This is a genomic window from Gramella sp. AN32 (assembly GCF_023718305.1).
In the GTDB taxonomy this organism is placed as follows: Bacteria; Bacteroidota; Bacteroidia; order Flavobacteriales; family Flavobacteriaceae; genus Christiangramia; species Christiangramia antarctica.
Genome location: NZ_QEYO01000019.1, coordinates 44,736 through 63,361, shown reverse-complemented (window position 1 = coordinate 63,361; position 18,626 = coordinate 44,736). Strand labels below are relative to the sequence as shown.

16 protein-coding genes are annotated in these 18,626 nt (G+C 38.3%); 11 read left to right on the top strand and 5 right to left on the bottom strand.

Annotation, left to right across the window (positions count from 1 at the left end; translation table 11 throughout):
• Positions 1-98 precede the first annotated feature (98 nt).
• The 3 genes from DHD80_RS16780 to DHD80_RS16770 form a co-directional block, all read right to left on the bottom strand.
• Positions 99-566 (bottom strand): hypothetical protein, encoded by a 468-nt coding sequence (locus tag DHD80_RS16780; RefSeq protein ID WP_251742618.1) that lies wholly within the window; start codon positions 564-566, stop codon positions 99-101.
• Between the two features lie 347 nt (positions 567-913).
• Positions 914-1,303: a PUR family DNA/RNA-binding protein gene (locus DHD80_RS16775; RefSeq protein WP_251742617.1), complete on the bottom strand. Its 390-nt coding sequence runs from the start codon at positions 1,301-1,303 to the stop codon at positions 914-916.
• Between the two features lie 73 nt (positions 1,304-1,376).
• On the bottom strand, positions 1,377-3,134 hold the full coding sequence (locus DHD80_RS16770; RefSeq protein WP_251742616.1) for an ABC transporter ATP-binding protein: 1,758 nt from the start codon (positions 3,132-3,134) through the stop codon (positions 1,377-1,379).
• A 130-nt stretch (positions 3,135-3,264) separates the two neighbouring features.
• Between DHD80_RS16770 and DHD80_RS16765 the strand changes: the two genes are divergently transcribed.
• From DHD80_RS16765 to DHD80_RS16745, 5 genes are all read left to right on the top strand, one after another.
• Complete coding sequence (locus DHD80_RS16765; RefSeq protein ID WP_251742615.1) at positions 3,265-4,368, top strand: Glu/Leu/Phe/Val dehydrogenase; 1,104 nt, start codon at positions 3,265-3,267, stop codon at positions 4,366-4,368.
• Positions 4,369-4,446: 78 nt separating this feature from the next.
• Positions 4,447-5,391, top strand: a complete 945-nt coding sequence (nusB, locus tag DHD80_RS16760) for a transcription antitermination factor NusB (protein WP_251742614.1) — start codon at positions 4,447-4,449, stop codon at positions 5,389-5,391.
• Between the two features lie 52 nt (positions 5,392-5,443).
• Positions 5,444-5,908, top strand: a complete 465-nt coding sequence (locus tag DHD80_RS16755; protein WP_251742613.1) for a DUF1573 domain-containing protein — start codon at positions 5,444-5,446, stop codon at positions 5,906-5,908.
• A 9-nt stretch (positions 5,909-5,917) separates the two neighbouring features.
• Entirely contained in the window at positions 5,918-6,211 is a 294-nt protein-coding gene (gene yajC, locus DHD80_RS16750; protein WP_251742612.1) for a preprotein translocase subunit YajC, read from the top strand.
• 140 nt (positions 6,212-6,351) lie between these two features.
• Positions 6,352-7,569, top strand: coding sequence for a hypothetical protein (locus DHD80_RS16745; RefSeq protein WP_251742611.1), 1,218 nt, complete (start codon positions 6,352-6,354; stop codon positions 7,567-7,569).
• 6 nt (positions 7,570-7,575) lie between these two features.
• Here the strand turns inward: DHD80_RS16745 and DHD80_RS16740 are convergent, their stop codons facing one another.
• Together DHD80_RS16740 and pepT are read right to left on the bottom strand one after the other, a co-directional pair.
• Positions 7,576-8,163 carry a YdeI/OmpD-associated family protein gene (locus tag DHD80_RS16740; RefSeq protein ID WP_251742610.1) on the bottom strand — a complete coding sequence of 196 codons (588 nt, stop codon included), beginning with the start codon at positions 8,161-8,163 and terminating at the stop codon, positions 7,576-7,578.
• A 15-nt stretch (positions 8,164-8,178) separates the two neighbouring features.
• Positions 8,179-9,420 carry a peptidase T gene (pepT, locus tag DHD80_RS16735; protein ID WP_251742609.1) on the bottom strand — a complete coding sequence of 414 codons (1,242 nt, stop codon included), beginning with the start codon at positions 9,418-9,420 and terminating at the stop codon, positions 8,179-8,181.
• A gap of 100 nt (positions 9,421-9,520) precedes the next feature.
• On the opposite strand from pepT, the gene ggt reads away from it, so the two are divergent.
• From ggt to DHD80_RS16705, 6 genes are all read left to right on the top strand, one after another.
• The gene (gene ggt / locus DHD80_RS16730) at positions 9,521-11,224 is read left to right on the top strand and encodes a gamma-glutamyltransferase (protein ID WP_251742608.1); all 1,704 of its coding nucleotides are present in this window, start codon (positions 9,521-9,523) and stop codon (positions 11,222-11,224) included.
• Positions 11,225-11,339: 115 nt separating this feature from the next.
• Entirely contained in the window at positions 11,340-14,210 is a 2,871-nt protein-coding gene (locus DHD80_RS16725; RefSeq protein ID WP_251742607.1) for a TonB-dependent receptor, read from the top strand.
• 132 nt (positions 14,211-14,342) lie between these two features.
• Positions 14,343-15,365 carry a quinone-dependent dihydroorotate dehydrogenase gene (locus tag DHD80_RS16720; RefSeq protein ID WP_251742606.1) on the top strand — a complete coding sequence of 341 codons (1,023 nt, stop codon included), beginning with the start codon at positions 14,343-14,345 and terminating at the stop codon, positions 15,363-15,365.
• 14 nt (positions 15,366-15,379) lie between these two features.
• On the top strand, positions 15,380-15,994 hold the full coding sequence (locus DHD80_RS16715) for a LysE family translocator (RefSeq protein ID WP_251742605.1): 615 nt from the start codon (positions 15,380-15,382) through the stop codon (positions 15,992-15,994).
• 421 nt (positions 15,995-16,415) lie between these two features.
• Complete coding sequence (locus DHD80_RS16710) at positions 16,416-17,279, top strand: hydroxymethylglutaryl-CoA lyase (protein ID WP_251742604.1); 864 nt, start codon at positions 16,416-16,418, stop codon at positions 17,277-17,279.
• Positions 17,280-17,410: 131 nt separating this feature from the next.
• Positions 17,411-18,622 carry a DUF4856 domain-containing protein gene (locus DHD80_RS16705; RefSeq protein ID WP_251742603.1) on the top strand — a complete coding sequence of 404 codons (1,212 nt, stop codon included), beginning with the start codon at positions 17,411-17,413 and terminating at the stop codon, positions 18,620-18,622.
• Positions 18,623-18,626: the final 4 nt, after the last annotated feature.

Genomic DNA, 18,626 nt, shown 5'->3' with positions numbered 1-18,626 from the left:
AAATACAATCGTAGGTAAATTAAACTTTTAAAAAATAAAGACTGGTTCTGGATTTACGCTAATCGTTATTAGGTTTGCCTTACTGCGTTTAAAACACGTTAAAGTCTAAATTCTACACCTAATTTCGCAAAAGAAAAAGTTTCTGGATTTTGATCTATAGTACTATAAGAACCAATTAGATTAAACTTATTGAATTTATATCCAATTTTTGGCCTATAATAGAATCCTCCATCCCAACCGTCAATCCATATTATTGAATACCCTAAATCTGTACCTATAAAAATATTATTGTTTAAAGAAATTCTCCCAGAAGCGGCAATTGGAAGAAAATTGAAATCATCAGAACTGTTGAGGAAAAGTCTTGAAAATCCAGTAGTGGGTCCAATTGAAATTTTGGTAGTTATCGGTATTAGATAACTCACATCAGCTCCAGCTGAAATACCTGTATCATTTAAATAATCTCCGACATTTGCACCAGCATTTAGTTCTAATCTCCATTCATTTTGAGAATAACAGTTGAAAAAGGCTGAGAAGGTGAAAACAAGTAATAATATATGTTTTTTCATGATTTTAGTGATTAATTTGATTAGAGTAAAATAAAATCAAAAAATGAAACTAAAACGGTTAGATGTAAAAATTAACATAAAATTAATAAAATAATTTATTTGTGAATAAAATAATAAAGTGTTAATCCCTTATTTATATGACTTAATGAGTTTATTATAGAATATAAACCCAGTCGGGGATTAATTAATAAATTTATGTAAAATGTTAAAATTAAAATAACTTGTAGGGAAGAGTAAAACGAATATAATAAAATATTTATTTTCTTAAATCAGAAACCTAATAATTTCTTTAGTATAAAAAAACCGTCCTGATTTAGGACGGTTTGGTAGTATTGATGTTCTTTTTTCTAAATATCGTCGAAACTTACATCGGTAAATTTCTTTGGACTATCCGCTGAAACGGTTTCGGCGCCATCAATTTCATCATCTTCATATTCCTTCTTGAAATCTTTTTGATGACGTTCACTGATAACTTCCTCACCTTTTTCGTTCACAATATAATCGGTCATTTCCGCAAGGATTTCTTTAAAACCATCAAAATCTTCCTTGTAAAGATAGATCTTGTGCTTTTTATAATAGAAAGAGCCGTCGTCGTTAGTAAATTTTTTACTCTCTGTAATCGTTAAATAATAGTCGTCTGCACGAGTAGCTCTTACGTCAAAAAAGTAAGTTCTTCTTCCAGCTCGTAAAACTTTAGAGAATATTTCTTCTTTCTCCATCATTCCCTTGTCGCTCATAAAATAAAGTCTTTGATTGATTAATTTGTCAACGTCAAAAATCCAAAAATTTTTAACATATAACAAAAAATTTTCACATTTCTTTTTCTTTTAACTGTTTTGCATAAAGTTCCTTGTAGTAGCCATCTGTATGTAAAAGCTTGTTATGAGTGCCTTCCTGTACAATTTGACCATCTTCAAGGATGATTATTTTATCTGCGTTTTTTGCTGAAGAAATTCGATGGCTTACGATAATGGTGGTTTTATTCTTACTTATCTTGAAAAGGTTGCTCAGGATCTCCTCTTCGGTTTCCGTATCTACCGCGGAAAGGCAGTCATCGAAAAGTAAAATTTCCGGTTCATGGATAATGGCCCGTGCGATAGAAACACGCTGTTTTTGTCCGCCGGAAAGGGTAATACCGCGCTCACCCAGGACCGTATCATAGCCCTGGCTGAAGCCTTTTATATTTTTATGTACGGAAGCGTTTTTCGCCGCCTGAATAATTTCCTCTTCGGAAGCGTCTGCTTTTCCAAATTTGATATTGTTCCGAATACTATCACTAAATAAAAATGCATCCTGGGGTACATATCCAATACTTTTCCGAAGGCTTTCTAGATTCAGGGTATTAATTTCGCGGTCGTCGATTAAAATAGAACCGCTTTCAATATCGTAAAGCCTGCCAATAAGTTCCAAAATCGTAGATTTTCCCGATCCGGTTTTACCAATAATGGCCAGGGTTTCTCCTTTATTTATTTGGAAGGAAACATTTTTAAGTGCGGTAATATTGGTATCATCATAGGTGAAGCTAACATTTTTGAATTCAATCTTCCCGTTGATCTCGTCAATTTCAGATTTTGGATTGGTAATTTCAGATTCAACAGAAAGGAATTCGTTGATCCTTTCCTGGGAAGCTTCCGCCTGCTGTACCAGAGAAGTCACCCAACCAATAGAGGCCACCGGCCAGGTAAGCATATTTACATAGAGAATGAATTCCACCAGAACATCGATATTGGCAATCTCCCCAGATATAACCCTACTTCCGCCGAAATAGATAACGATTAGGTTACTAATTCCAATCAATAAGACCATTAATGGAAAAAAGAAGGCCTGCACTTTTACCAGGTCCAGGTTTTTATCACGGCTTCCATTGGAAAGCGTGGTAAAATTTGCGTTTGTTTGAGGTTCAATCCCATAAGACTTGATCACGGCAATCCCGCTAAAACTTTCCTGGGTAAAAGTGTTTAGCCTGGATAAATATTGCTGTACTACCGTACTTCTTTTGTGTATGGCCACACTAAGTTTATAGATGGCAAATGAAAGTATAGGTAAAGGGATAACGGTATATAGCGTAAGCATGGGTGCAGATCGTACCATGAAAATAAGTACCACTACCGTTGAGGTTATCGTCATTACACTATACATAATGGCTGGCCCCAGGTAAGAACGAACTTTGGAGACGTCTTCGCTAATCCGGTTCATTAAATCCCCGGTACGGTTTTTTTTATAAAAATTGAGAGATAAATTTTCATAATGCTGAAAAACCTCATTTTTAAGGTCATATTCCATATGCCTTGAAACCACAATAAATGTCTGGCGCATGATAAAGGTTAAAAATGCTGAAATTAAAGTGGTACCAACAATTAGCAGGATATTGAACAATAGCTCATCTTTTACTGTGGCCACATCGGTTATTTGGCCATTCATATATTTTTCAATAACCACAGTACTCTTACCAATTAGCGGGACATAATAAATACCAAAAATTCTGGCGGCAATAGTAATGACAAGTCCTATAAGCAGTTTCCATTTGTATTTATAGAAGTACTTATTAAGATGTTTCAAATTTTTCATTCAGAAAGCAGGGAAAATTGAGGATAATTTAATTTAACAGCATTTAAATCCCTCTGTTTTAAAATATTATTATTTTTGCAGCGGATTTCTGATAATCTCATAATCCGATTTTAATTAAAATCAACAAAATATGCAAGTTGACGTTCTAAATGCAAAAGAACTTAAAAAAGCCGCTCCGGTATTTGGCCAGGTGTCCTTTGATGAACACGAGCAAATCGTTTTTTGCAACGACAAAGATACAGGTTTAAAGGCAATTATTGGTATTCACAATACGGTTTTAGGCCCTGCTTTGGGAGGAACCAGAATGTGGAATTATACCAGCGAATGGGAAGCGGTAAACGATGTTTTAAGGCTTTCCCGGGGGATGAGTTTTAAAAGTGCCATTACCGGCCTTAATCTTGGCGGAGGAAAAGCCGTGATCATGGGAGATGCCAAGAAAGATAAAACTCCACAACTGATGCGAAGATTTGGAGAATTTGTGCACTCATTAGGGGGGAAATATATTACTGCGGAAGATGTGGGCATGGAAACTTCAGATATGGATATAGTAAGAGAAGTCACACCCTATGTAACCGGTATTTCTGAAAGCAAAGGTGGGGCAGGAAATCCCTCTCCAATTACCGCTTATGGTGTTTTTATGGGAATGAAAGCTGCTGCTAAATATAAATATGGCAGTGATGACCTCGAAGGTAAAAAAGTGCTGGTTCAGGGAATTGGTCATGTTGGGGAAGCCCTGGTGGAATATCTTACGGGGGATGGCGCTGAAGTTTTTATCGCAGATATCAATGAAGAACGGTTGCAGCAGGTGAAAAAACAATATGGCGCACATATTTATACGGAAAGGGATATCTATTCCGCAGCTGTTGATATTTATGCGCCTTGTGCCTTGGGTGCAACCATTAATGATGATACCATCGATCGATTGAAAGTTGATATTATTGCCGGTGCGGCCAATAATCAGTTAGCAGATGAAGTGGCTCATGGAGAGATCCTTCAGAAGCGGGGAATCGTTTATGCGCCAGACTTTTTGATCAATGCAGGTGGAATAATTAATGTATACGCAGAGCTTGAGAATTATGATCGGCAGGAAACCATGCGGAAAACTGAAAATATCTATAACACGACCTTGAGAATTCTGGAAAAAGCAGAGAAGGAAGATATTACCACGCATTTTGCCGCTTTAAAAATAGCCAAACAGCGTATTGAGGATAGAAAAAAACAACATTTAAATTAGTCAGTTCTAATTTATTGATATTTTTGCAGGGCGAAAGTTTACTTTCGCCCTATTCATTCTAAAAAGTTCTTTAAAATTATGTTGACGAGAAGACATATTCGTGTGAAGGTAATGCAATCGCTTTATGCATTTAACCAAAGCCAAAATGACAATCTTAGCGTGGAAGAAAAATTTCTTCAGAAGAGTATGCGCGAAATGTATGATCTGTTTTTACTTCAGTTAAGCCTGATCATTGAAATTAAAGTGCATGCGGAAAACTTTTTAGAAATTTCCCAAAAGAAACATCTCGCCACCAGCGAAGAAAAAGACCCCAGTCGCAAATTTCTGGACAATAAGGTCTTTGAAATTCTCGAAGAAAATGAGAGTTTACAAAACACCCTGGAAAAGCATAAAATCAACCAATGGAAAAAGGACGATGAATATGTGCAGATTATATGGAATGAAATAAAGAACAGCCTGGCCTACGAAGAATATATGTCTACCCGCGAAAGCAGCTTTAAAGAAGATAAGGCTTTTTTTATCCTCATTTTTAAAGAGATCATTGCACCCAATGAAAAGTTGTATGAATATTTAGAAGATAAAAAGCTTACCTGGCTGGATGATCTTCCCCTGGTAAATACGGCTATTCTGAAGATGTTTCAGAAGTTAAAAGAAACTTCCGGAAAACAAAAAAAGGTGGCCTCGCTTTTTAAAAATGATGAAGACAAAGAGTTTGCGCTTCAATTATTCAGAAAAACCCATATAAACGACGAGGATCTTTCCGAAGAAATGCTGGGAAAAACACCTAATTGGGATAAAGACAGGATTGCTGAAGTGGATATGGTACTTATTAAAATGGCTATTTGTGAATTCCTTCATTTTTCAAGCATTCCGGTTAAGGTAACCATCAATGAATATCTCGAAATCGCGAAGGAATACAGTACTCCAAAGAGCAGTATTTTTATAAATGGTGTATTAGATAAACTTTCAAAAGAATATAAAGAAAGTAAAAAGTTAAATAAAACTGGTAGAGGCTTAATGTAGTCGTGAAAATTTATTAATTTTACCCTTTTAAAATCAACAAAATAAGCATACTATGAAAAAAGCAATTTTAATGTTTGCAGCGGTAGGGGCGATGCTGTTTACAGGATGTAAAGATAATGCCTCTGATAAGGTGAAAGCGGAGAACGTAGAAGTTGCCGCAGAGCGTGATTCTAAAGATACTGTTTATCCTGAAATTAAATTTGAAGAAAGTGAATTTGATTTTGGAAGTATCGCTAAAGGAACCAATGTAGAGCATGTTTTTAAATTCGAAAACACTGGACGCGCTCCTTTAGTAATTACAAATGCAACCAGCACCTGTGGATGTACTGTGCCAACATATCCTAAGAATGAAACTATCGCCCCTGGTGAAAAAGGTGAGATGTTAGTGAAGTTTAATGGCTCTGGGAATGGACAGGTTACAAAAACAGTTACGGTTAGTTCAAATACTGAAAACGGAAAAGATCAGATTAAAATAAAAGCTTTTATCGAAGCTGGTGAAACCGAAAACGCAAGCTAGAAAGCATTTATGGATCAATTAACACAGTTTGCACCAATTATTTTAATGTTTGTGGTAGTGTATTTTTTTATGATACGTCCACAGATGAAAAAAGCGAAACAGGAAAAATCTTTTGCCGAGTCTCTTAAAAAGGGAGATCGCGTGATCACTAAAAGTGGGATGCACGGTAAGGTTATTGATTTCAGCGAAAAAAATAATTCGGTGATTATTGAAACCGGAGCAGGAAAAATTACTTTTGACAGGTCTTCCATTTCGATGGATATGTCCAGAAAGTTAAATGAGCCTGTAAAGGAAAAGAAATAGAATTTCAAAATTTCAAATTACAAACCCTTCGTTTTTACGAGGGGTTTTTCTATTATAATAAATTGAACTTTAATGCTACGCAACCATTTTAGAATTATTGCATCTTTTTGATACAGCTAACCTTATAACACGTATTCGACATGAGAAAATTATGCTACCTTTTTTGTTTTTTAATCACAGTATTTCTTATTTCGTGCGAATCAGACTCGATTTCAGAGTCTGGTACTACCCCGGAAAATTCATTTGAACCATCGCCTGATAGTTCCGAAGGTGAATCTGGAGATTATGTCAGCGGTGATTCTGGAGAGCCTTCCGGTTCCGGCCAGGACGATGGATTCGAACCTGGAAAAATTACAGCGGGGGAATGGAATGATTTAAATAACTGGGAATTTTGGGGCGATATTACCAATAACCAGGAATTTTCTGAAATCACGAGCAGTTGGGATTTTTATACTCAAAAACGAATTTCTGTAGCGGTTAACGATGAATCTGGCAATCCTTTGAATAATGTAAAGGTTGAACTTCAGAATAAAAATAATACGACTGTATGGACTGCGATAACAGATAATTTTGGTACAGCTGAATTATGGCCTGCAATTTTCGCTCAGGATGCTGCTGAAATTTCAGAATTAAGTTTCATAGTAAACGGTGAAAAATTGAACCAATCTGTGATCGGCTTTAGTGAAGGGATCAACAAGTTAACAATAGCGACAAACCAGGAACCTGCTAATAAAATAGAAATTAGCTTTGTAGTGGACGCCACAGGTTCGATGAGCGACGAATTGGAATTTCTAAAGGAAGACCTTAAAAGTGTTATTAGCAAAGTAAAAGAAGTTGATAATTCTTTAAAAATATATACTTCAACTGTTTTTTATCGCGATGTTGATGATGAATATGTGACGAAATTTTCAAATTTCACCAGTGATATCAATACAACGGTAAATTTTATCAACGCACAAAGCGCAAATGGCGGTGGGGATTTTCCGGAAGCAGTGCATTCAGCTTTAGATATTGCGATAAACGATTTCCAGTGGTCACAGAATGCAAAATCAAGGATCGTTTTCTTATTATTGGATGCACCACCGCATGATGATGGGCAAATTATTGATCAGCTTCATCGAGATATCCGCGTGGCTGCGGGAAAAGGTATAAAACTTATCCCGGTGACGGCAAGTGGCATCAATAAAGAAACTGAATTTTTAATGAGAAATTTCGCTATTGCGACCAATGGGACTTATGTCTTTATTACGAATGACAGTGGTATAGGAAATGATCATTTAGAAGCCACTGTAGGTGATTATGAAGTTGAATTGTTAAATGAATTAATGGTGCGCCTTATCACGAAATATTCTGAATAAGAATTTTTAGCAATTTTTGTATTTATCATTGAGGCCCATTCCTGCTCTTATCATGGGGAGAATCTTTTCCAGTCTTTTTTGTTTGGTTTCTTCCCGCTTTGCATGTGAGATATAATCTGCATAGTCACGCTGCTTTCCCGGGCTTAAACCCTCAAAAGACTTTTGTAAGTCGGTATCCTTTTTTAATTCTGAATTCAATTCTTTGGGGATAATTACTTTGATGGTTGATTTTATCACTTTACCCTCCCGTTGATTTTGTGTTGCTTCCAAAATATAAGGCCTAACTTTTTCCGGATCGATGGGCTCATCTTTGGTGAATTTAATTTGCCTCATTGCTTTTGTTTTACCTTCCTGGGCATTGACCAAAAGAGTGGTATTTTCCTTTAATAAAGCTCCGTTAAAGAACATGATCCCTCCGTGGTTCTTATGTGCACCTAAACCCACCACATTTTTTCCGTTTAAGGTATAGACCAAAGTACTCCATTTAATCGATGCTTTTAATCCCGTACTAAGGATCATTTCATGAAGACCTCTTAATTCGTTTTCCCAGTATGTATGTTTGGATAAATATTCTTCGGGTGTTTTAATGGCCATGATCCAGGTTTTTAATTATTCATATTTCTTCGCAGTAAGTTCAACTAATTTAACGATAACTTCTGAAGCTTTTTGCATGCTTTCCACCGGCACATATTCATACTTCCCGTGAAAATTATGTCCGCCGGCAAAAATATTCGGGCAGGGAAGTCCCTTATAGCTAAGCTGTGCCCCATCAGTTCCACCACGAATAGCTTTAATAATAGGTTCCACGTGAACTGCCTCCATGGCATTTTTAGCCAGTTCTACAATGTGCATGACCGGTTGTACCTTTTCTTTCATATTGAAATACTGATCTTTAATTTCAATTTGAACACAATCCCGCTCATATTGTTTACAAATTTCCTCAACAAGGTCGATCATCACTTGCTTGCGGGCTTCAAAATGCTTTTTATCGTGATCCCGAATAATATACTCCAAAACAGTTTCTTCAACATCGCCTTTGATACTACTTAGGTGAAAAAACCCCTGCCTCTCTTCGGTATGTTCAGGAGTTTCTAGCCTTGGTAGTGAATTGATAAAATCCTGGGCGATATATATGCTATTGATCATTTTATCCTTGGCGTATCCGGGATGCACGCTTTTTCCCTGAACGCGCACTACTGCGCCTGCGGCATTAAAATTTTCGTATTCCAGTTCTCCAATCTGGCTTCCATCCATGGTATAAGCCCATTCAGCCCCAAATTTATCAACATCAAATTTGTGGGCCCCACGCCCAATTTCTTCATCGGGAGTAAAACAGATTCTAATTTTTCCATGAGGAATATCCGGGTTATTGACCAAATATTCCATGGCAGTAATAATTTCAGTAATTCCTGCTTTATCATCAGCTCCCAGGAGGGTATTGCCATCTGTCGTGATAAGAGTTTGCCCTTTGTATTGTTCAAGGTCATCAAAATATTCTGGAGAAAGGATTATATCTTTTTCTTTATTCAGGATAATATCTTTTCCATCATAATTTTCAATGATTTGAGGATTCACATGGGTTCCTGAAAAATCCGGAGTAGTATCAAAGTGAGAAACAAAACCAATAACGGGTACCTGATGGCCAACTGTTGAAGGAAGTGTGGCCATTATATAGGCATTTTCATCTATAATCACATCTGCCAGGCCTATTTGCTTCAGTTCTTCAACCAAAAGGTTGGCAAGATCCCATTGTTTCTCTGTGCTGGGAGTAGTTGTGCTTTTAGGATCACTTTGTGTATCAATTTTCACGTAGCGTAAAAATCGATCTATAATATGTTGTTTATTGGTCATTCTGGTTAGATTTTTTTAGAAGAAAAATATAAGCTATTTTACGAATAATAATTGCCTTCAGGCAAATATAAATTAACCCCTAATTCTTTCTCTTAAACTTATGAAAAAACTATTTCTCCTCCTTCTGCTGGTATTCATACACTCGTGCGATAAGCCTGAACAAATTGATCATACAAGAGATACTGAAAGGTTTGGACTAGTCGCCAATAAAGCAATAGTTGTTTCTGCCAGGGAAGAAGCTTCTAAAATTGGATTATCTATCCTACAAAAGGGTGGAAATGCCTTTGATGCGATGGTGGCTACAGAAATGTCCCTGGCGGTTGCCTATCCTTTTGCCGGGAACCTTGGTGGTGGTGGCTTTATGGTCTACCGTATGGAAAATGGAGAAAAAGGAAGTTTAGATTATCGAGAAAAAGCTCCCCTTGCCTCTTCCAAGAAAATGTATCAGGATGAGCAGGGAAATGTAACCCCTGAAAAAACCAAGCTGGGAGGTTTGGCTGTAGGTGTTCCCGGTACGGTTTCTGGAATTTTTGCAGTTCACAAGAAATTTGGTTCGTTACCTATGGAGGAAATATTGGCGCCCGTAATTGATTTGGCCCGTAATGGCTATGTGGTTACAGCGCACCAGGCTGAAACTCTAAAAAAATACAGTGAAAATTTTATTAGTGAGAATAACGATACCATTCTGTTTGCCAAATCTTACGCGGCGGGTGATACCCTAAAAAATCCTGCCCTGGCCAATACGCTGGAGAGGATCGTGAAAAATGGAAAAAAGGAATTTTATGAAGGTGAAACCGCCAAGCTTATGATTGAATACCTTAAAGTTCATGGTGGTATCATGACTATGCAGGACCTTAAGCTATATCAGGCCGTGTGGAGGGATCCGGTAACCTTTAATTATAAAGATCTCGGGATTATCTCTATGCCGCCACCTTCCAGCGGGGGTATTGTCATGGGGCAAATCCTGAAAATGGCAGAGCCATATCCTTTAGAAAAGTATGGGCATAATTCAATAAAAACTATCCAGGTTCTTACCGAAGCGGAACGCAGGGCTTATGCTGATAGGAGTTTTTATCTTGGGGATCCTGATTTTGTTAAAATTCCATCTGATACTTTACTGAGTGATTCTTATTTAAAAGGACGCATGGATAATTTCAGTTTTTCAAAAGCTACTTCTTCTAAAGAAATTGAGCATGGAGAGATTGCTGGTTATGAAAGCATGGAAACAACACATTATTCTATCATAGATCAATTTGGAAATGCGATCGCTGCCACGACTACGCTTAATGGTGCTTATGGTTCTAAACTTTATGTAGATGAACTGGGTTTTTTCCTGAATAATGAGATGGATGATTTTAGCGCAAAACCCGGGTCTCCTAATATGTTTGGTCTAATAGGGGCAGAGGCAAATTCTATAGCTCCAGGTAAGAGAATGCTTAGTTCCATGACTCCTACCATTGTGGAAAAGAATGGTGAGCTCTGGCTTACTTTGGGCTCTCCCGGAGGATCTACAATAATTACCTCGGTGCTTCAAACCATCCTGAATGTTTCAGAATTTGGGATGACCATGCAGGAAGCGGTCAACGCCCCTCGTTTTCATCACCAGTGGTTGCCCGATGTTGTTCTTTTTGAAACTGATAGTTTTGATGAAAATCTGCTCGATTCGTTAAAGCTCAAAGGGTATAAGGTGAATGAGGGGGAATCCATGATCATAGGAAAAGTAGATGCGATCAGGGTTCTGCCAAGTGGCAAACTGGAAGGTGGAGCAGATAAAAGAGGGGACGATACTGCTTTGGGATTTTAATCTGATTAAAAACTTAATCAAGTTAAATTATATGGTTTTTTCAAAATGACCTGTATAATTTTTGGTCTTTATTAAAACATTAAGGTATATTGGAAATGAACCAAACCAAAGAATTATGAAAAACAAGTACTTAATGTTCCTCTTTATGCTCACCGGGTGGCTAATGCAGGCACAAGTCCAGGAAGTTACCGGAACTATTGTAGATGAGCAGTCCCAGCCCCTGCCGGGAGTTACTGTCTCAATTAAAGGGACAAACCAGGGAACTATTACCGATTTTGATGGTAATTATACTATTGAAGCAGCTTTGGGACAAACGCTGGTATTCACTTTTGTAGGTTTTGACGCCCGTGAAATTGAAATAGACCGCTCGGTCATAAATGTAACCTTGACCTCTGGTATGGCTTTAGACGAAGTGGTGCTAGTAGGCTCTAGAAGTCGGGCAAGAACCGTAACCAATTCTTCGGTGCCGGTAGATGTACTGGATATGCAGGAAATATCGATCGCCGTTCCGCAGGTAAACCTCAACCAGATGCTTAATTATGTAGCACCTTCATTTTCCTCAAATACACAAACAATTTCAGATGGGACAGATCACATTGATCCTGCATCTCTTAGAGGTTTAGGGCCAGATCAGGTACTGGTGCTAATTAATGGTAAAAGAAGGCATAACTCTTCTTTAATAAATGTGAACGGTACTTTTGGCCGCGGTAGTGTGGGAACCGACTTAAATGCTATTCCTGCTGCAGCAATTGGAAGGATAGAGGTGCTTCGGGATGGTGCTGCGGCACAGTACGGTTCAGATGCTATTGCGGGAGTTATCAATATCGTTTTAAAGGATGATGTGAATAAACTAAATTTTGATGTAACAACTGGGGCAAATTTTAGCGAAAATGCAAATGAACAAACCGGGGGCGTAGATGGTGAGACTGTAAATGTCGCAGCCAGCTATGGGATTGAACTGGGTGATAATGGAGGTTTTGTAAGCTTTGCAGGGGATTTTGATTACCGTGAAGATTATAATCGAATGAAAGAATGGGAAGGCAGCATTTTTAATGCCTATAATGCCATCGAAAGAATTGCTTCTAATGCAGGTGCAGATATTGCTAATCTTACCGATGAACAGATAAAGCAGTATGCGCAGAATGTATCTTATTTTGACTCCGGTTTACAGAGTGATATTGCTAATGCTGAGGACAGAACGGCGCTGCAATCCCTCCTGGGCGCGGACGTGACTGAAAATGAACTCGATGCACGCGGCCTTGTGCGTAGCGATTTTAATATGAGGGTAGGGCAGTCTGCACTTCGTGGGGGTAGGCTCTTTGCAAATATGTCCCTGCCTTTGGGCGATGCTGGAACCGAGTTATATTCCTTTGCTGGAATGAGTTCAAGAAAAGGAAATTCTGCCGGTTTCTATAGGTTACCCAACCAAAGTAGAACATTCACTCCTATTTATAATAATGGTTTCTTGCCTGAAATAAATTCCAAGATTAACGATAAATCCATTGCCGTAGGAATACGGGGTAAAGTTTCTGAATGGGATGTCGATTTTAGCAATACCTGGGGAAAGAATGAATTCCTTTATCTTATCTCGAATACTTCTAATGCTTCCCTGTTAAAGGCGAGTCCTACAAGCTTTGATGCGGGAGGATTTTCCTTTGCCCAGAATACTGCCAACCTGGATATATCGCAATTATATGAAGATATTTTTGAAGGGTTAAACATAGCATTTGGAGCAGAATATCGACTAGAAACTTATGAAATTGTAGCCGGTGAAAAAGCGTCGTATGAACAATATACCCAGAATGGAGATGTGGTGCTTCGTGCAGATCAAATGCCTTCTACAGATTTCTTCGGAAGCGCAAGACCTGGAGGCTCCCAGGTTTTTCCTGGATTTAGTCCTAAGAATGAACTTTCCAGGCAGCGAAGTAGTATCGCAGGATATTTTGATGTAGAAGCCGATCTTACCGAAGCTTTTCTGCTCACCTTCGCCACACGTTTTGAAGATTATTCAGATTTTGGTTCAACCATAAATTTTAAAGTTTCCTCAAGATATAAACTAACAGATAATATAAATATTAGAGGGGCGGCCAATACTGGCTTCCGTGCGCCTTCGCTTCATCAGTTGTATTTTAATTCTACTTCCACCATTTTCGATAATGCCGGAAATCCACAGGAAGTTGGAACTTTTTCAAATGATAGCAGGCCGGCACAATTACTGGGCATTCCGCAGCTTAAGGAGGAAACATCCAAAAGTATAAGCTTAGGTTTTGCGGCGAAGCTTCCTGAAGCTAATATGAGCTTAACTGTAGACGGATATTTTGTTGCCATTGATGATAGGATTGTGTATACGGGGCAGTTTCAGGGCCCCGGAACCGGAACCGAGCTGGACAATTTACTAGCTCAGGCTAATGCTACCGCGGCGTCATTTTTTGCCAACGCGATAGATACCGAATCTAAGGGTCTGGATATGGTGCTTACACACAATGCTTATTTCTCTGAAAATGTGCAGCTAAAATCTGATCTTGCCGCTACGCTTTCAAAAACTAAGCAGGTAGGAGGCATTAATGCTTCTCCACAGTTAGAACGTGCAGGACTGGTAGGAACGTATTTTCCAGAAGACAGCCGCATTTATCTTGAAGAAGCGGTGCCAAGAACAAAAGTGAACCTTACCAACAATCTTACGCTTAATAAACTTAATGTCTTCCTGAGAAATGTATATTTCGGCGAAGTAACTGAAGCAGTAACACGTTTGGAGGGTCAGCAGGTTTTTGGTTCCAAACTGGTAACCGATCTTTCGTTGGGATATCAGGCGACAGACGCAGTACGACTTACCATAGGTTCTAATAATATTTTCGATGTGTATCCCGATAGGGCAGAGGAGCAGTTTGAAAACCGCAGTAGCGGGAGATTTGACTGGTCTCGCCGTGCGCAACAGTTTGGAATTGGAGGACGCTTTCTTTTTGCAAGAGTAAGTCTTTCACTTTAAACTGAATAATTAAAAAAAGACTTTACAACTAACCCATCCCGATTCTTTCGGGATGGGTTAGTTTTTTGTTATAGCTACTTCAGAAATTTTCTGAATATATAATTAACTATTTTTGCAGAAATCTGCAAGTTTATGTACAAATCTCTTATACGGCCAGTTCTTTTTAAATTTGATCCAGAAAAAGTGCATTATTTCACTTTCGATTTTTTAAGAAAATTTTGTCAAATTCCTGGTATGCCATCAGTTTTGAGATCGAGATTTTCAGTAAATGATAAAAGGCTTGAGCGGGAAGTTTTCGGGTTAAAATTTAAAAACCCGGTTGGTCTTGCCGCTGGTTTTGATAAGGATGCCAAATTATTTAAAGAACTTTCGGCTTTAGGATTTGGGTTTATTGAAGTGGGCACGGTCACTCCCAAACCCCAGGCAGGAAATGAAAAGAAAAGATTGTTCAGGTTAAAAGCTGATGCCGCTATTATCAACCGAATGGGCTTTAATAACGAAGGTGTTGAAGCCATGGTGTCCAGATTAAAGAAAAATACGAATGTTTTAATTGGCGGTAATATTGGCAAAAATAAGCTCACTCCAAATGCTGAAGCGGTTAAGGATTATGTTTTCAGTTTTGACAAACTTTTTGAGTATGTAGATTATTTCGTGGTGAATGTAAGTTCACCAAACACACCCAATCTAAGGGAACTTCAGGATAAAGAACCTTTAAAAAATCTTTTGAATACACTTCAAAATAGAAATAGGGAGCATACAGCTCCCAAACCAATATTATTAAAAATCGCTCCAGACTTAACTGAAGATCAACTATTGGATATTATTGAGATTGTTCAGGAGACTAAGATAGCTGGGGTCATTGCTACAAATACCACCATTTCCAGAGAAGGATTAAAATCTGAAGCCAAAAATGAAATGGGCGGACTCAGCGGAAAGCCACTCACAAAAAGATCTACGGAAGTGATTCGGTTTTTATCTGAAAAAAGCAACAAATCTTTCCCCATTATTGGCGTGGGCGGAATACACACGGCCGAAGATGCTATTGAAAAATTGGAAGCCGGGGCAAGTCTGGTCCAGTTGTACACCGGTTTTATTTATGAAGGCCCGGCATTGATCAAAGCGATCAATAAAAAGATCCTGGAAAAAGGTTTATAAATTAATTAAAGTGAATGCTGGATCAAATCATTCCGTTTCTAACCGCATCAATAGTACTCACATTATCACCTGGGCCAGACATTATCTATGTTTTGGTACGCTCGATCGCTTACGGATCAAAACAGGGAATAATTACAGCATTAGGTTTAGTCTCCGGAATTTTAATTCACACGAGTTTGGTGGCTTTTGGAGTTTCGGTGATCATCCAGCAATCAGGTTCGATCTTTCTAATTATTAAAATTTTGGGAGCTTCCTATTTGCTCTACCTCGCGTATCAGGTTTATAAAAGCAACCCAAAAATTGTATTTTCTTCTGAAAAAGTAGGAGATAGGAGTTTAGTCCAGCTTTATAAACAGGGATTTATCATGAATGTTTTAAATCCTAAAGTCGGGATATTTTTTCTGGCCTTTTTCCCCGGATTTCTCTGGGATCCTGAGGCCAATACTATATTGCAATTCTATATTCTTGGGTTTTTATTTATGTTCCAGGCCCTAATAATTTTTAGCCTTGTGGCTATACTGGCGCATAAAATTTCTGCCTATATAAAATCGAATCAGAATGCGGGAATCTGGTTAAAATGGATGCAGGTGTGCGTTTTTGTACTAATTGCCATTCTTATACTTCTTTAATCTCAATAATTTCCCGATGCTTTTGCGTCGGGGTTTTCCTCTTCACCTCTCCTTTGGGAGAGATCGGAACTGCTTTTTCGCAGTTCTGGGTGAGGGGAAATATAAAATTCCGGTTTTTGCCCAGAGGCCAAAATAAAACCGGTGAAACCTGCCAGCCGGCAGGCTGGTACCCCTACGGCTTGCCCCGGGCCTGCCAGCCGCAGGCAGGGATAGTCGGTTTAAGAAATTTTTTATTAGGAAGTTTCAATTATTTATAGATTTCTATGATCCACTGTATATTTATTTTCAGGATATCGATTTATTATAAGGATTTATAGGATTCAAAATTTTGAAACAAGTCCATACTCAATTGCGCTGGAATGGCGTTATTTATCACTATTTGAAACTTTAAGGACAATCAAAAAATATTATCTTTGGGCGTATGGCGAAAGTAAAACTTATAGAGTGTCCCAGGGATGCGATGCAGGGGATCAAAGATTTTATTCCAACTAAGGAAAAAACGCAGTACATACAGTCGCTTTTAAGATGTGGCTTTGATACGATAGATTTTGGAAGTTTTGTTTCGCCAAAAGCAATTCCCCAAATGCAGGATACCTCGGAAGTGCTTGCGGGCCTGGATCTTTCCACTACCCAAAGTAAATTACTGGCTATTGTTGCCAATACACGTGGCGCTGAAGATGCCAGCCAGCATCCGGAAATTGATTATTTAGGTTATCCTTTTTCGATTTCAGAAAATTTCCAGATGCGGAATACCCATAAAACCATTGCCGAATCGGTTGAGGTTTTGCAGGAGATTTTAAATATTGCCGATAGTTCGAACAAAGAGGTCGTGGCATACTTATCTATGGGATTTGGAAATCCTTATGGAGATCCCTGGAATGTTGAGATCGTAGGGGAGTGGACGGAAAAACTTTCGGCTATGGGTGTAAAAATTTTATCATTATCAGACACCGTAGGATCTTCTACCCCGGATATTATTGAATATTTATTTGAGAATTTAATTCCCCAATATCCAAATATTGAATTTGGAGCCCATCTTCATACCACCCCAACCAAATGGCATGAGAAAATAAATGCTGCTTTTAAGGCCGGCTGCTTTCGCTTCGATGGAGCTATCCAGGGTTTTGGTGGTTGCCCCATGGCAAAAGATGAACTTACAGGGAATATGCCTTCAGAAAAAATGCTTTCCTATTTCAATACAGCTAATGCCGATTGTAATATCAAAATGACCAGTTTTGAATCGGCTTATAACGAGGCTTCAAAAATGTTTAAAGCTTATCATTAAATTCTTCTATAGCTCTTAAAAAAGCCATCGTAAAAAGTTATTTAAATTTATTCTAAATAATGTTGTGAAGTTTTAATTGTCGTTTTATATTTGCCGGCGAACATTATTTTTAATAAGTCTAAATAAGGAACATGAGAAATTTACTATATGTAGCAGCGGTCACCGCCACATTTTTTACATCTTGTTCATCTGATGATGATATAAATGAGATCGAAGAAAATGAAATTATAATTCCCGCAAATTATACTTTCGAAAGGGATGGGCAGTCTACCGTAGATTATAACGGACAAACTACCAGGCTACAAATGGCTGCTGAATTAAATGCAGCATTTACAGATTTTGACAATTCTTCGGAACAATTACTGCTGGATATGTTTTCAAACACGAATAATGCATTTTCAAATGAAGAGTTAAATGCTTCAGATAAAAGCATAAAATCGAAAATTGCCTCTTCAAATTTGTATTTTTCAACAAATACGGTTGAAAGCAATGAAATTAAGGCCGATTTCGAAGGTTTTATTTCAGAACAAATGACGACTGTGCTGCAGAATAAGGAAGAGGTTGCTGAAGCGGGAGTTGCCGGGCAAATTGCTTCCGGTTCCAGCGTTCGTTATGTAAATGAAAAAGGGTTGGAATTAAACCAGGCTTTTGCCAAGGGTTTAATTGGCGGTTTGCTGGCAGATCAAATTTTAAATAATTATCTCTCTACGGCAGTATTGGATGAAGGGGATAACCGTTCCAATAATGATGATACAATTACAGAAGACGGCCAGGTTTATACGACTATGGAGCACAAATGGGATGAGGCTTACGGTTACCTGGTTGGTGATCCATCCATTCCCGGAAACGATCCGTTTTCTATGTTAAACCAGAGTAACGATCGACTGTTGTTTAGTTATTTAGGGCAGGTAGATGCCGATGAGGATTTCGCGGGTATAGCCGCCGAAACTTTAGAAGCTTTTAAAGTAGGTCGGGCTGCAATTGTTGCCGGGGATTATGAGTTACGCGATGAGCAGGTTGCCATAATTCGAGAAAATCTTTCTACAGTGATCGCTGTAAGGGCGGTACATTATTTAATGGGCGGAAAAACGTCTCTGGCGGAAGGTGAATTTGGTTCAGCATTTCATGAACTTTCTGAAGGCTACGGATTTATTTACAGTTTAAGGTTTACAAATAATCCTGATAACGATATGCCTTACTTAGAAACTGAAAGCATCAATGCCATTAAATCTGCGCTGCTTGCCGGAAATGGTTTTTGGGATGTAACGCCGGAAACATTGGATAGTTCGGCTCAGGAAATTGCATCTGAATTTGGATTTACCGTAGCAGAAGCTGCAGAATAATATC